Genomic DNA, 13,928 nt, shown 5'->3' on the forward strand with positions numbered 1-13,928 from the left:
TCTTTCTGCATCGTCCCTTGATTTCCTCTCAAAATCTGCTGCAACTGCAGTCATCGCTGTAGTCCAGGGGGCCCATGAGCGACGAGACCAAAACAACGACCCTCGAAGATCAGCCGGCAGTGAAGTTGCCTTCTCTGCAGGGCAGCCTCCATCAAGCAGCCGTGACCGGTCAGACCCTGCGGGTCGAGGGCACCAACGTTGTGCGGGTTCCCTTCGGTGTTCGCCGCCCGCGCCGCACCCGTCCTGCTCGCCCTGAGCATTGGGCCACCGTGGTGCTGCCTTTCCAGGCTGGTGGTTCTACCCCGCCCCCGCCGCAGGCCGCCTAACTGGCGTTCTGGTCAAGGCGCCAGTCGATCAGCGCCTTGACGTCTTCCACTGAACTGGCTGGGGCCCGGAAGGGCAGCAGCTTCATGGGGCTGCGTTCGGGCCTGACCATCCAAGAGAGATCCTTCTGGGGGATCAGTACGAAGCCGCGATAGCGAACAATCCAGCGCTGAGAAGTCGGACTGGCTTTGGGCAGAGCTCCCATCCAGCGGCAGTGGCGTCAGATCTTCATTTCAGCCCTTGTCAGGCTGAGCCCCCCTGAATTCAGGTTTTCTTCCGCTGCAGATCACGAGATCTTGCAGGGCGCTCAGTAGTTGGCGCCGCTGCGGCGTTGGTGAACGGCGGTGGTGGCCTCCGCATCCAACAGTGCTCCCGATCCCACCTGGGCATAGATCAGCCAGTGGTCGCCGCATTCCATGCGCTGTTTGACGCTGCAGTCGAGCCAGGCCAGGGCCTCGGGAAGGATCGGTTGACCGCCAGGGCTCTGCTCGAGCTCCAGGCCTGCGAAACGATCGGCCCCCGGGGCAAAGGGCTGCAGGAATTGCTTCATCGGTCCGCTCTCGCGGCCGCAGGCCAGGACGTTGAGGGCGAAGGAATCACCAACGTGCAGCAGGGCCTCCACGGCCCGATCCTTGGCGACGGCCACAGTCAGGCCCGGCGGGCTGAAGCTCGCCTGGCTGACCCAGCTGGCCACCATGGCGCCGCTGAGTTGACTTTCGCCAGCACCCTTGCGCGTTGTCAGGACGCAGAGGGATCCCACGACGCGGCCCAGGGCGAGGACGGCCGGGTTGCTGCGGCTTTCGCTGAGGCCACCACTGGTGGAGCTGCGGCGTTGGGCCTTGCGTTGCGCTGTGATCAGGCTGCGGCCCAGGCCCGTTCCGGTTTCCTCCAGGGTCTTGATCGTGGCCGCATCGGGACTGAACTTCACCCGCACCGGCTCAAAGGCGAAGCTGAAGCCGCCGTCGCGCAACTTGCTCTCCAGCAGATCGATGGCTTCACCGCTCCAGCCGAAGCTGCCGAAGACCCCAACCGGCTTGGAGCGATCACCCTCTGCCAGCACCGTGCCGAGGGCGGAGACGATCGGCGTTGGGGCATGGCCGCCGAGGGTGGGGGAGCCGATCAGCAGGGCATCGCAACTGCGGATGGTCTCCAGCAGTTTTTCGGCCGGGGTGAATTCGCAGTTGACGCTCTCGACCCGCACGCCGGTGCGGGAGACCCCTTGGGCTAGGGCGTCGGCGATGGCGGCGGTGTTGCCGTAGGCGCTGGCAAAAAGCAGCGCCACCGAGAGGCTGGAGCGCTCCTGGGATTCACCCCAGCGCCGGTAGTCCACCAGCAGGCTGCGCCAGCTTTCGGCGATGGCCGGGCCGTGTCCCGGGGCGATGCAGCGGATGGGCAGCTCATCGATGCGGTTGAGCACCGCTTCCACCTGCCGGGCCATCGGGGCCATCAGGCAGTCATAGAAGTAGCGACGGTCTTCTTCGGTGCTGCTGCGGTTGGCTTCGGCCCACTCCTGGCTGCAGAGGTGCGCCGAGAAGAACTTGCCGCTCATCAGCAGGCCGGTGCTCTCCTCAAAGGCCATCAGCGCCCCGGGCCAGCGCGGGGTCGGAGCGGAGAGCAGGTTGATCCTGTAGCCGTCCGCGCGTTCAAGGCTGTCCTCACCGCGGACCACGGTCAGGGGCGGCAGCTCCGGCAGGGCGGGCGCTTCCTGTTCTGTGGGTTTGCGCTGGGCCCAGAGGTCCTGCAGCAACTTGGCGCCCGGGTTGGAGGCGATCAGCCGGAGCTTCTGCCAGCGGCGGGCCAGCTCGTGCAGCAGCGCAATCCGGTTGGGGTTGACGTGGCTGACGACCACCTGGAGCTCGCTGTCGCCAGGAACCAGCTCCGCCAGTTGCTCCAGGTAGGGCTCGGCGAAGGAGGCGCCGGGGGGGTGGACCAGCAGGGCAGCGGCTTCGCTGCTCGGGAGGAAGAGGAAGCTGTTGGCGCTGGTGCCCCGCTCGAGGCCGTACTCCACCTCAAAGCGCAGGCGCTTGGGGCTGAGGCCCCGCAGGCAGATCAGGCCGGGTTCGATCGGCAGCTGAATGACCTGCCGTTCTGCAGTGGCGCCGGCCATCAGTAGTGGTTCCCCACTTTGCGGTGGTGAACAGCCGTGCGCGCCTCGGTGTCAGAGACGTTGCCCTGCTCAACCTCGCCGTAGATGATCCAGTGGTCTGGGCCCTCCATCCGCTGGCTGACGCGGCAGCCGAGGAAGGCCAGGGCATCGCCCAGGACCGGTCCGCCGTTGGCGACGCCATCGAGGGTGTTGACCCCGGCAAAGCGATCGGCACCCGGTGGGAAGCGCTTGAGGAAGTGGCGCATCAGGTCCTGGTAGTTGTCCTCCCGCAGGATGTTCAGCACGAAGCGATCACCCACCTGCAGCAGCGCCTCGATGGCGCGGTCTTTGGCCACGGCCACGGTGATGCCGGGGGGATCAAAGCTGGCCTGGCTGACCCAGCTGGCCACCATCGCTGAGGCCCTCTCGTCCTGGCGTGCGGTCACCACATAGAGACCGCCAGAGAGACGCCCGAGGGCCTTGTCCAGGTCGCCATCAAGGGACTTCATCGCGGCGATGGTCTTGGCCCGGGTCAGGAGTTGTCCGAGGTCCGTGCCGGCTTCCTCGCAGCGCTGGTAGTCGTTGCCGTCGGGAACCTGGCGCACCCGCAGGGGCTCGAAGGCTTCCTTCTGGCCCATGCTGCGTAGCTGCGTGGCAACAGCATCAATCGGTTCGTCGTTGCCGCCGTAGGCGTCGTAGCTGCCGATCCACTGCTTGGGTTTGAGGGCCGCCAGCAGGGTGCCGATGGAGGCCTGCAGCTCCGGGTCGGGGTTGGCCGGCCAGGTGGGAACCACAACGGCGCTGGCCTCGCCGATCAGGGCGCTGAGTTCCTGGGCGTCGGTGGCCCGCAGGTCCACCAGTTGCACCTGGGCTTCGGCTTTGCCAATGCCACGGGCGATGGCCTGGCTGAGGCGGTCGCAGAAGCCGTATTGGCTCAGATAACAGACGGCGGCGTAGGCCTCGCCTTTGCTGCGGTCGCTGCTCCAGTCCTTGTAGTCCCCCATCCAGAGGTTGAGGTGGTGGCGCAGCAGCGGTCCGTGCCCGGTGGCAATGGTGTTGATGGTGCCCTCGAGGCCATCCATGCGCTTCATGGCCTGGAGGACGCTGCGGGCGTTGGGGCCCATCAGGCAGTCGTAATAGAAGCGGAAGTCGGGAGCGAGGGCGCCGGGGTCCACATCGAAGCTGTCCTCGGAGCAGTAGTGCATCCCGAAGGCATCGCAGGTGTAGAGGATCCCGGTGCCGTGGTCGAAGGAAAAGATCGTGTCCGGCCAGTGCAGGTTGGGGGCACTGAGGAACTCGATGCGGTGCTGAATGCCGCTCTCGGGGTTGGTGCCCAGGTCCAGTTCCTCGCCGCTTTTGACGGCCCGGCTCTTAAAGGGGCGATGCACCTGGTTCTCGAGGAACTGAATCGCCACCTTCGAACCCACGACCTCAATGTCCGGGTTGAGGTCAATGACGTGGCCGACTAGGCCGGAGTGGTCCGGTTCGGTGTGGCTGACGATCAGCACGTCGATGGCCTTGGGATCGATTTGCTCCTTGAGGAGCTCGAGCCAGATCCCTTCGAACTTGAGGTGGCTGGTGTCGATCAGGGCGGTGCGCTCACCGCGCACCAGAAAGCTGTTGTAGGTGGTGCCGTTGCGCAGGCCGAACTCAATGTCGAAGCGGCTGCGGTCCCAGTCCAACGAGCGGATGGTGCTGGTGTCCTTGGCGATGGCCTCGCACTGCAGGCTGAGCCGGGGCGTGCTTGCAACGACAGCCATGGGATCACCAGGTGGGCAGCTGAACTCTACGGAGCTTCTCTGGAGAGCTGGCTGATCCAGCCATCCCTTCCAGTCACAAAAAAGCCCTGGCTTGCGGCCAGGGCTGGGTCCCGTCTCTCTCTGGTTGGTGTGATCGTTCTGGTCGCTTAGCCCTCCACCTTCACCGAGACGGTGCTCATGGTTTGGGCCTTCGGCGCCGTGACCAGCAGCAGGCCATCGCGGTAGTGGGCTTCGAGGCCCTCCCGCTCGATGCCGGAGGGGAAGCGGAAGCTGCGGCTCCAGGTGCCATAGCGGAATTCGCTCAGGAGCGGCGCTTGGGCCTCGGCGGCCTCCTCGGGGGCAAGGCGCTCGGCGCTGATGACGAGGGTGCGATCGGTGGCTTTGACATCGATCGAGTCGCGCTTCACGCCCGGCAGTTCCAGGGTGATGGCGAAGCCAGCCTCGGTTTCACGCACTTCGGCGGCGGGCACGCGCTCGGCGGTGTGCAGTTGCTGCTCGAGTTGTTCGAACAGATCAAAGGGTGATTGGCGCAGGGTCAGCATGGCTGTTCCTCCAAGACTTGACTGGGCGGGGTGATGACCCGCAACGCCAATGTGGCTCCGCTGAATGACAACCAAGAGGGCGCAAACCGACCCTTTCAGTACGGCCCTCACCCCTCGGGTTCGGTTGCTACACCTTGGTTTTCGTAGGAGCCGAACCGCCCCTTAGAGCCACCACCAGTCGCTGAAGGCCGCGGCTTGACCGCAGGGCCGCCCATCGGCGTCCTGGAGGCACCAGAGCCGGGCGTTGTGGATCTGAAAGCGCCGGCCGCTGCGGCTGATGCGGATGCCGCTGTACCCCTCGATCGCTTGTTGGCTCAAGGCCTGCTGCAGCGCCAGCGCGCGGCTTTGGCGCTCCTGCGGTTCAGCGGTCAGTCGCGAGGGCATGCCGACCATGGCACTCCAGGGGCGCTCCCAGAGCTGCAGGGCTGCTGCGTTGGCGTAGGTCAGGCAGGGGTCGCTGCTGCCGTCATGGGCTAGGACGACGAGATCGGCTGAGAAGAGTTCCTGGGCCGACGCTGCCAGGGGCCGGCCAAAGGCTTGGTGGTGGGATCGCAGCAGTTGCTGGGCCAGTTGGCGTTTGCCAGGGGTAAGCCAGGGGGCCGGCGCCTGCTCGAGTTGTGGTCGCTGATCGCTCAGGGACACCTCAGTCGTCTTGCTTGCTGCCGGCAGCCATGGCGGTGGCCATGGCCGTGGCACTGAAGCTGGCGCCCTGGGCCTTGAGGTGCTCGACGAATTGCTTGCCGGCCTCCGGGAAGCGGCCGTCCTCCGCCAGGGGGATGGCTCCGGCTTCATCCAGGCCGGTGTCCCCCTCCATGGCCGGGGTGATGACCACCAGGCCGGGGTCGAGGGCGGCTCCGTAGCGCCACCAGCGTTTGGGCTCGCGGATGGAGATGGGCGCGGGGTGCAGTTGGGGCGCATTGGCCTGCTCTGCGTCGGGGTTGGCCTTGGCCTCCTTGGCTTTCTTGGCCAGCAGGGCCCGGCGCTTGACCGCCAGGTCGCTGAGCAGCTGGGCGCGGGTCCGGCCCCGAAGCTGGAAGAGGACGAAGGGGTCTTCGCTGAAGCGCTCCCCCATCAGGTAGTAGACGGCGCTGACGTGCTTGCAGGGGTTGACCTTGTCCGGGCAGGTGCACTCGCTGCGCACCTCCTGCAACTTGAAGGGAAAGAGCCGCTTGCCGCTGGCGGCGAAGGCGCGCTCGATGTCCTGGGGCATGACCCCGGCCAGCAGCTGGGCGGACCAGCGGGCCTTTTGACCGAGGGCCTCGAGGACGTAGTTCCAGTCCTCGTCGTTGAGGACATCGAGCCAGAGTTTCACCTTGTAGGGGTCCTCGCCGCTGCCCTGCACCCGGGCGTGCACACGGCGCCCCTCAAAGCGAATGGAGAGGACGTTGCCCTCGCGGGCATAGGCCCAGGCCCGCTCCAGGCGTTTCTTGAAGCGGTAGCCGTTGATCAGCTCCATCCACTGCTCAACCCACCAGGGCTGCTGGCTCAGGCCCTCATCGCCGAGCTGGGTGGTGATGCCGTTGGAGGGGGAGGTGAAGGTCACAAAAGATGAGCGAAGGCTCAAAGAAAGGTTAACGCGCGACTATTCATTTGAAATTCCCTCTAAGCATGGGATAGATCCAGGCTTTTCTGCGGTTTTATTTTTTCTGATCTATTTTCTTCAACATGGGGCGATTTCAGCGGATCCAGACTTGGAACCTCACGGATGATACTGATTTGCAGTCAACATTGCCGGTACCCACTGGTCGCACAACGCAAGTGGCATTTGCCAGGTCAGGTTTTAAAAGTGCTGTAATTCAAAAGATCGCTAAGATCGCAAATGTCTACCAGTTTGTTGATGTAGGCGCAAATCTTGGTCAGACAATGCTCGAGGTTTTCTCGAGTAATAACAACATTGAGTATTTTGGTTTTGAGCCAAATCCACAAGCATTTTCATGCCTGCAAGAGCTCGCCGCAACAATAAAAGTCAATGCTAATCTGTTCCCTTGGGCTTGTGGTACTGATTGCAGTCCAGCCAGCTTTTATAGCTCTTCAATTGAAGACTGCAGCGCGACCCTGCTCCCTGAGATACGCCCTGATACGTATTTAAAATCTAAGCCAACACATATCGCAAGCTATCCACTCGATATTTCTCTAAAGTCTCATCAACTCTCCTCATGCTTTATAATGAAAGTGGACGTAGAAGGTTTTGAGAATGAAGTCTTGTCCGGCGCTGAAAATTTAATAGCGGCAAAAAGACCATTTATCTTTTGTGAAGTATTGCATGCTCATCGTGACTCGGAAATAGGACTAAATAATGCACGCAAGGCATTGTTAGAGTCTTTTCTTGTGGGTGTTAACTACAGTATTTTTCAGATTCACCTCTCTGCAAGCGATCGCAATACTTTTCAAGGGTTAAACAAAATCAAGACTCTCCCAAAAAATCTGCTTTGGAAGAGCGCTCCACACACCTGTGATTTCATGTTCGTACCAAGTGAGCTTGAAGAAGGTCTACTTGCTTCAATTTAGATGTCTACTTTTGCTGGTAGACAGAGGTTTTGATATTCCCTCCAAAGCCATAGTAATTTAAAGTTTCTTTGTACAAAGTAAGATTGTGCTTGAATCCTTTTTGAGTGATGTCAACACCGCTCTTTAGCGAAAGTCGCGTGTGTGGTGTACCCGACTCAATATCTAAGTTCGCGACAAACTTATCAGATGGAATATGTTCTGTAATTGCCACAAAACTAGACACGCCGTCCAAATTTGACAGAATCTTCTGGATGTCACTATTTGACAAGTGCTGAAACACCTGACGGATGAAAATTATATCGCACTCTTCCGGGATAAACGTTCTTGCATCAGCACAAACAAAAGTAACTCCATTTTGAATGAATGAATTACGACAGTAGTCGATGACTTTCTGCGATATATCTATGGCCATGATAGATTTGCACTTTGGTGCTATTTTCGAACCGATATTAAAATCGCCACATCCTAAGTCAACTGCATTACATACTCCAGAAAGTCTTTCCGATTCTAGAAAAGCTCCGACTGTATCAATATATGCATTGACAAGTGGTTCATGCCAAGAACCTGGACCAGAACTTAGCTGTTTTCCCCAGAGACCATTAGCATAGATTTGGTCGAAGCGATTGGCTAAATCACTCATGCTTTAACAGCTCGAAGAACAAATGACTGGCCACCAATAATGTTATTGAATAAATACGCGTACGAGTCAAGCTTTCCTGGGTCAAAGCTACCTAGAACATTCTTGATGTGGTTAGCACAGTCAGGATCAATATAGCTCTGAGATGAAATAATGCGAAAATCGACATCGTATATTAAGGCCAAAGGTGTTTTGGCATCACCTTGTTGAATGAGTCTCTTGCAAAATTCCTTGTCTAGCATTTCTAGACCTTCACGGTCAATCGATTTCTGGTGCGTGAAATCGACAATCTGCCAACGGTGGAATGGGTGAGGGCATAAGACCTTTAGCTCGCCCTGGTCTTTCATTATTCGATAGATCTCTTTTAATATTCGAAAGAAATCATTCGGACGAGCAGGGAGATGTTCAAGAACTGAATTCATTATTATTTCATCAATAGATGATGACTTGAAAGGGTAAGGTGTGTTTTCTAGGTTTAAGAGCAAATCTGGCTCACAATGCTCTGATTGATCAATGTTGACATAGCCTCTTAGTTTCTTGTTCCCGCAGCCAAGGTTAAGCTTCATTTTTTAATCTCTTTGCTCTGTCATCATCATTTTAATCGCTTTATCTGGCTGTGCGCTAGGGCTAGCATCGTCTTGGGCCAGGACTAGGGGGGTATTTTTGCGTGAGTAGTGATTAATCATGTATTGGCAGTTTCTGTGAGTGTCAGAGCTTGTTGTAGTGGATACATTTAAGGGGTCAAGTAGATACTCTCGATCTTCGAAGATGGAGTAGACCAATCCCTCTTGATGGGGCATGATCACACGATAGCTCTTATTGCTAATTAGCGATTTTTGATTGATGTAGTCTTGGATTGCTCTCGAATAGGCTATCGGGCCAGTGAGCTCTAAAACAGCCATCCTTCCAAATGTGTGTTTTGACCATCTGGGGAATTCAAGAATATTACGTGTCACAGCTTTAATAGCAGATTCAAGAAACGGATGTCTTGGTCGGCCAATAATAAACCACTGTTGATATTCTCCGCCTTTGATGTCGTTCACCTGCTGGTGGAGACCCCATCCAGCATGTGGCTCTTGTGCACCGTTGTCCCACTGCCCGAGTATGTATTCATCACCCTTTCGGACTAAGTCTCTTAAAGGAACTTTTGATGTGGACTTGATGTCCAGATACATTCCTCCAAACTTATATATTAAGCAGTAGCGAACTAGATCGGCTCGTGCCGCGCCGTAGTCGGGATTAAGCCTCTTGTATGCTTCGTATACGCGTCCAGGGTAGTACTTGCCTAAGAACGAGTCGCAATCGTTGTCGCTCAAGCAACTGTATTCCCACTCGGAATTGCGCTGCAGCAGAGACTCTCTCTCTTGTCTGACTAAGTCAATTGACTGATGTTCGGCAGAGCAGGTTGAAAACAGAAGATAGGGGATATTCATTGATGATCCGAGTGTCTCACATGAAAAAATCGTCGAGCACTCTTGTGACTTCTGCAGAATCAACCTTTCGCATTCTTGGAGTTTCTCCCTGTTTTCTCATCTGCTTTTTGTCAAAGGTGTTTGACTCATGTGAAATGCAGATCATTGTCTTCTCAGGAGCAAGTTGCGCCATTGGAATTGTGTAGTTGTTTAGGAACTCTTTCTCTTCATTGCATGATGACTCGTTGTCATAAAAATGGCTTTGAGCAAACCTTCTGGTCATCGCAAATGTTCCTGCTGTGGCGTGGTTTGCGCCAAATGGACCAGAGAGCCAGAGCGTCCTGTCATGTAAGAAATAAATCAGTAGAGATGTGCTTCCAGCAAGTTCTTTGCCTTCTTGGATGAGGCGCTCGATTGCATGTCTGACTCTTTGGGGATGATAAAAGTCGTCATCATCCATGTAGACTATGTAGTCGTGGCTGCAAAGCTTGTGAGCAACATTCCGCTTCTTGCCCAGTTGCATTTTTTGCTTCACCCTCTGGTACTTAATCTTGATTCCAGTTGTACTCGTAAGTGTAAGGTTGTGTTTGTACTCACTGGAATCGTCCAGTATCAGCCATTCAATCTTTTCCGGTGGATAGTCCTGTGCCTCCACGCATTTCTGGAGTCGCCTAACATGCGACTCTCTGTTGTGAGTCAATGTGCATATTGATACGGTAGGCAAGTCCTTTTCGGCTGTTTTTCTTTTGTGCTGATCTGGAAATAGCTTGCTGTGCAGGGGTTTGGGAATAATGTAATTAGGGAAGCATCTCGAAGTGTTTCCGCGGTGAATTATGTGCAGGCAAATGCCAGATCCATCTTGAGTTAGATGTATTTTTTTCTTGGCGGCAATGAGTTGTTCGACAAATATTGTGTCCTCTCCAATATCTCTATCCGGGAAAGATGACCCAGTCCAGCAGTCTTTTTTGTAAAAGTAGCTGAATCCATAGCCTGTTAAGAAAGATCTGAGGGCGTTTTTGGTGAAAGTGTCCTTTTTGTTTTGGACATCTTCTGTTCCGCAAAAAATATGATGTGCAGACTTGAAGTCGGTTGTATCCCAGAAGCCGAGAGTGTTGCTTTCTTGGTGGAGTGCAAACCAGCCGCCAAGTTTCACAAAGTCGGCATGGTTGCTTTGCATTTCCCCATGCATCCAGCTGAGGTAGTTCGGCGCGTAGTAATCGTCGTCGTCGAAATGCGCAATGATTTCGCCTGTGCTTTCGCTGACAAGTGCATTTCTCTTGGTGCCAATGCTCAGCTTCTGGCTTCGATGCCAGTATTTGACGTCGCTGTGGCTTTTTGCGAGATCCTTGAAGTTTTCGTCTTCTTGCTCGCTGTCATCGAGTACAAGGAGTTCTTTGTTTGGCCATGTTTGATTTCTGTACAGCTCAAGGAGCTGTGGAAGAAATGAAGCCCTATTCCGCGTCGGCACGATGACGGAAATCTTGGGCATCTCGGTCATGGGGCGTTCCTCCTGGCTACTCGCCTGCAGTTAGTCATCACTGAGGGTGACGAGTTCTTTGAGTTGGCTTACGTCCATGCCGCCGAGCCAATCCTCACCGGAGCCAACGATGTCTTCGGCGAGTTTGGACTTCTCCTTGATCATTCGGTCGATGCGCTCTTCGACTGAGCCACTGGTGATGAACTTGTGCACCATCACCCGGTTCTGCTGGCCGATCCGGTAGGCGCGGTCTGTGGCCTGGTTCTCCACGGCGGGGTTCCACCAGCGGTCGATGTGGAACACGTGGCTGGCCCGGGTCAGGTTCAGGCCGACGCCGCCGGCCTTGAGGGACAGCAGGAACAGTTGCGGGCCGCGGGGGTCGTCCTGGAAGCGGTCGACCATGGCCTGGCGTTCGGTCTTGCTGGTGCTGCCGTAGAGGAAGGGCACCTCTTGGCGCCACTTGTGCTCGAGATGGGCCTTGAGCAGATGGCCCCATTCGGCGAATTGGGTGAAGAGCAGGGCCCGATCGCCCGCTTCCATCACCTCCTCGAGGATTTCCTCCAGCCGCTGCACCTTGGCGCTACGGGCAGCGAACTCCTTGAAGAAGCTGGCATCCGCGTCGGCTGGGTCCTGCTTGAGGGCCAGGGCCGGGTGGTTGCAGATCTGCTTGAGCTTGGTGAGCAGCGCCAGCACCTGACCGTGCTTCTGGCCCAGGGGCGACCGGGCGATGGCATCGAGGCTCTCGTCCACGGTCTTGGAGTAGAGCTTCTTCTGCTCGGGGGCCAGGCCCACCCATTCGCTCAGTTCCACCTTCTCGGGCAGGTCGGAAATGATCGATTTGTCGGTCTTCAGGCGGCGCAGGATGAAGGGGCCGACGCGGCCCTTGAGGTCCCGCAGCGAGGACATGTCGCCGTAGCGCTCGATCGGCATCCGGTAGCGCTGGCGGAAGAAGGGCTCATCGCCGAGCACCTTGGGGTTAAGGAAGTCCATCAGGGCCCAGAGCTCGCTCACCCGGTTCTCCACCGGTGTGCCGGTCAGGGCGATGCGGAAGCGGGGACCCTTGCCGGGGCGCCCCATGTCCCGGGCAGCCATGGACTGCTTGGCGGCGTGGTTCTTGATCGCCTGGGCTTCATCGATCACGACCCCCTGCCAATCGACCTTGTCCAGCAGTTCGCTGTCCCGCTGCAGCAGGCCGTAGGTGGTCAGCACCAGGTCCACACCCTTCAGCGCTTTTTTCAGGGCCTCGGGGCTGGAGGGGCGGCGGGGTCCGTAGTGCTCGTTGACCGTCAGATCTGGGGTGAAGGCGGCGGCTTCCCGCTTCCAGTTGGTCAGCACCGAGGTGGGAGCGACCAGGAGCACCGGGCGTTTGAGCTCCTCTTCAGCCTTGAGGTGCTGCAGGAAGGCCAAGAGTTGGATCGTTTTACCCAGACCCATGTCATCGGCCAGGCAGGCGCCCTGATCGAAGCGATGCAGGAAGGCCAGCCAGCCCAGACCGCGCTCCTGATAGGGCCGCAGTTGTCCGGCGAACCCAGGGGGCGCTGGCAGGGGATCGGGGGCTTTCTGCTGGTGGTACTGCTCCAGCACCGCCTGCAGGCGGGGCCCGGCCGTGAAGGCATGGACCGGCAAGCGGGAGAGGGTCTCCCCTTCATTGCCCGTGATCCGCAGGGCGTCATCGAGGCTGAAGGGGGGCTCAGCGGAGCAGAACTTCTCGGCGTTCTTGAGGTCCAGGGGCCGCAGTTCGATCCAGGCCCCCTTGTGCTGCACCAGCGGGCTGCGCTTGGCCGAGAGCTTCTCGAGGTCCTTCAGGTTCAACGTGACCCCGCCGATCATGAATTCCCAGCGCCACTCCAGGGTTTCCCCGAGAGTGAAGCCGCGGGACTTCTCGGGCAGCTCGGCGGTGATGGCCAGGCCCAGGCGGCTGGCCAGGCCACCGGAGAGGCTCGCGGGGAGCACCACCCCGACGCCCACATCCCGCAGGCGGGAAGCGGCGGTCCGCACCAGGACGAAGGCCTCCGCGGGGGTGAGCTGCATCGCCTCAGGGGTGGCGGCATCCAGGCCCCGCTCAAGAGGCTCAAAGGCCAAGAGGGCGCGGCCCAGACCCTCCAGCAGGAGCGCTCCGGGCTGCTCCAGTTGGATCTCACCCAGGGCCAGGTTGCTGTCCCCTGCGGCCCAGACCAGTCCAGCGGGCACCCGCAGGCTGGGGTCGGCTTCCGCCTGGAGGCCGAATTTCAGTTCCCAGAGTTCCTCCCCTTCCGGCGGCGTGAACAGCTCCAGGCAGGCCCGGGCGGGAGCCACCTTGCCGGCGACGGTCTCGCGCCAGTGGTTGCTTGCGCCGCAGAGGCGCTCTTGCTCCTCTTCATCGAGTTTGAGCTTGCCGTCGCGGCTGGCCAGGCCGTCTTCCCAGGCAGACAGCAGTGGATCGAGGCCGGCTGCACCGGGTTGGAAGGCTTCGCGTAGCTGGCCGTCCACCAGCTTGTCGACGATGCTCGCCACCAGCAGCCGGTTGGAGCGGGGGCGGCCGCAGGCCAACTGGGGATCTGGGCTGGAGGCCGCCACCACCTGGGGCATGCGCAAGGCCAGCTCCTCGAGCCGGCGGCGGTCGTCCTCACGGTTCAGCAGCGGGCGCCAGCTGGCCTTGCCATCCGCGCTCTCGGGTAGCCAGCGGCCCCGGGCGATCAGGCTGAGGCACCAGCGCTGGACGTGGCACCACCAGAGCAGGTCATCACCCAGTCCGGCCTCGTAGGCCCCCGAGAGGGGCAGTTGATTGAGCCAGGCGGCAGCGGGGCCCGGTTTGAGGAACCAGCCCTCGACTTGCCAGGGCCACCAGCTCAGATCCTTCGGCAGCGGTTCTCCTGATTGCAGCGGCAGGCCGCTCCAGGCACTGGATTCGCTGCTCTTTTGTCCTTTGCTCAGTTGCTGCCGGCTCGGCAGGGTCAGGGTGACGGTGGCCTGGCGCAGGTCCTCGGACCAGAAGTTGTTCTCGTCCAGCCAGGTGGCCAGATCGTCCAGATCCAGGCTGAGGGGGTGGAACGGCGCCTCAGCTGCCGGACTGAGCGGTTCGGCCACGCGCCAGGTGTCCGCCCAGATCAACAGGCCGGCTGTAGGCGCCTTGCCTTTGGCGAAGCTCCCCGCCGGAACGACGGGCAGCCAGGTGGCATGCAGCAGGCTCATGGAGGCGGGGC

13 protein-coding genes and 1 pseudogene are annotated in these 13,928 nt (G+C 58.9%); 2 read left to right on the top strand and 12 right to left on the bottom strand.

What is annotated here, in order from left to right:
• Positions 1-74: 74 nt before the first annotated feature.
• Positions 75-326: a hypothetical protein gene (locus LY254_RS09135; RefSeq protein WP_010313581.1), complete on the top strand. Its 252-nt coding sequence runs from the start codon at positions 75-77 to the stop codon at positions 324-326.
• Here the strand turns inward: LY254_RS09135 and LY254_RS09140 are convergent.
• The 6 genes from LY254_RS09140 to LY254_RS09165 form a co-directional block, all read right to left on the bottom strand.
• Positions 323-529, bottom strand: a complete 207-nt coding sequence (locus tag LY254_RS09140; RefSeq protein ID WP_247476751.1) for a hypothetical protein — start codon at positions 527-529, stop codon at positions 323-325. The genes LY254_RS09135 and LY254_RS09140 overlap by 4 nt on opposite strands.
• Positions 530-631: 102 nt before the next feature.
• Positions 632-2,431 carry a diflavin flavoprotein gene (locus LY254_RS09145; protein ID WP_247476752.1) on the bottom strand — a complete coding sequence of 600 codons (1,800 nt, stop codon included), beginning with the start codon at positions 2,429-2,431 and terminating at the stop codon, positions 632-634.
• A complete protein-coding gene (locus LY254_RS09150) occupies positions 2,431-4,170 on the bottom strand; it encodes a diflavin flavoprotein (RefSeq protein ID WP_247476753.1) in 1,740 nt (579 codons plus the stop codon). Before LY254_RS09150 ends, LY254_RS09145 begins: the two co-directional genes overlap by 1 nt.
• A gap of 146 nt (positions 4,171-4,316) precedes the next feature.
• The gene (locus tag LY254_RS09155) at positions 4,317-4,712 is read right to left on the bottom strand and encodes an Hsp20/alpha crystallin family protein (RefSeq protein ID WP_247476754.1); all 396 of its coding nucleotides are present in this window, start codon (positions 4,710-4,712) and stop codon (positions 4,317-4,319) included.
• Positions 4,713-4,874: 162 nt separating this feature from the next.
• Positions 4,875-5,354 (bottom strand): MEKHLA domain-containing protein, encoded by a 480-nt coding sequence (locus LY254_RS09160; RefSeq protein WP_247476755.1) that lies wholly within the window; start codon positions 5,352-5,354, stop codon positions 4,875-4,877.
• A gap of 1 nt (position 5,355) precedes the next feature.
• Positions 5,356-6,255 (bottom strand): SWIM zinc finger family protein, encoded by a 900-nt coding sequence (locus LY254_RS09165; protein ID WP_247476756.1) that lies wholly within the window; start codon positions 6,253-6,255, stop codon positions 5,356-5,358.
• Positions 6,256-6,470: 215 nt separating this feature from the next.
• Between LY254_RS09165 and LY254_RS09170 the strand changes: the two genes are divergently transcribed.
• Entirely contained in the window at positions 6,471-7,220 is a 750-nt protein-coding gene (locus LY254_RS09170; protein WP_247476757.1) for an FkbM family methyltransferase, read from the top strand.
• A gap of 4 nt (positions 7,221-7,224) precedes the next feature.
• Here LY254_RS09170 and LY254_RS09175 read toward each other — a convergent pair whose 3' ends face one another.
• From LY254_RS09175 to LY254_RS09195, 6 genes and pseudogenes are all read right to left on the bottom strand, one after another.
• Positions 7,225-7,860 (bottom strand): trans-aconitate 2-methyltransferase, encoded by a 636-nt coding sequence (locus LY254_RS09175; protein WP_247476759.1) that lies wholly within the window; start codon positions 7,858-7,860, stop codon positions 7,225-7,227.
• The gene (locus tag LY254_RS09180) at positions 7,857-8,423 is read right to left on the bottom strand and encodes a methyltransferase domain-containing protein (protein WP_247476761.1); all 567 of its coding nucleotides are present in this window, start codon (positions 8,421-8,423) and stop codon (positions 7,857-7,859) included. The genes LY254_RS09175 and LY254_RS09180 overlap by 4 nt, the downstream gene beginning before the upstream one ends.
• 3 nt (positions 8,424-8,426) lie before the next feature.
• On the bottom strand, positions 8,427-9,032 hold the full coding sequence (locus tag LY254_RS09185) for a hypothetical protein (protein ID WP_247476762.1): 606 nt from the start codon (positions 9,030-9,032) through the stop codon (positions 8,427-8,429).
• Between the two features lie 39 nt (positions 9,033-9,071).
• A pseudogene (locus LY254_RS13095) lies at positions 9,072-9,290 on the bottom strand (hypothetical protein); the annotation flags it as partial.
• A gap of 16 nt (positions 9,291-9,306) precedes the next feature.
• Positions 9,307-10,758 (bottom strand): glycosyltransferase family A protein, encoded by a 1,452-nt coding sequence (locus tag LY254_RS09190; protein ID WP_247476764.1) that lies wholly within the window; start codon positions 10,756-10,758, stop codon positions 9,307-9,309.
• A 39-nt stretch (positions 10,759-10,797) separates the two neighbouring features.
• Positions 10,798-13,917 carry a DEAD/DEAH box helicase gene (locus tag LY254_RS09195; RefSeq protein ID WP_247476766.1) on the bottom strand — a complete coding sequence of 1,040 codons (3,120 nt, stop codon included), beginning with the start codon at positions 13,915-13,917 and terminating at the stop codon, positions 10,798-10,800.
• Positions 13,918-13,928: the final 11 nt, after the last annotated feature.

The organism is Synechococcus sp. NB0720_010, from assembly GCF_023078835.1.
Classification (GTDB): Bacteria; Cyanobacteriota; Cyanobacteriia; order PCC-6307; family Cyanobiaceae; genus Vulcanococcus.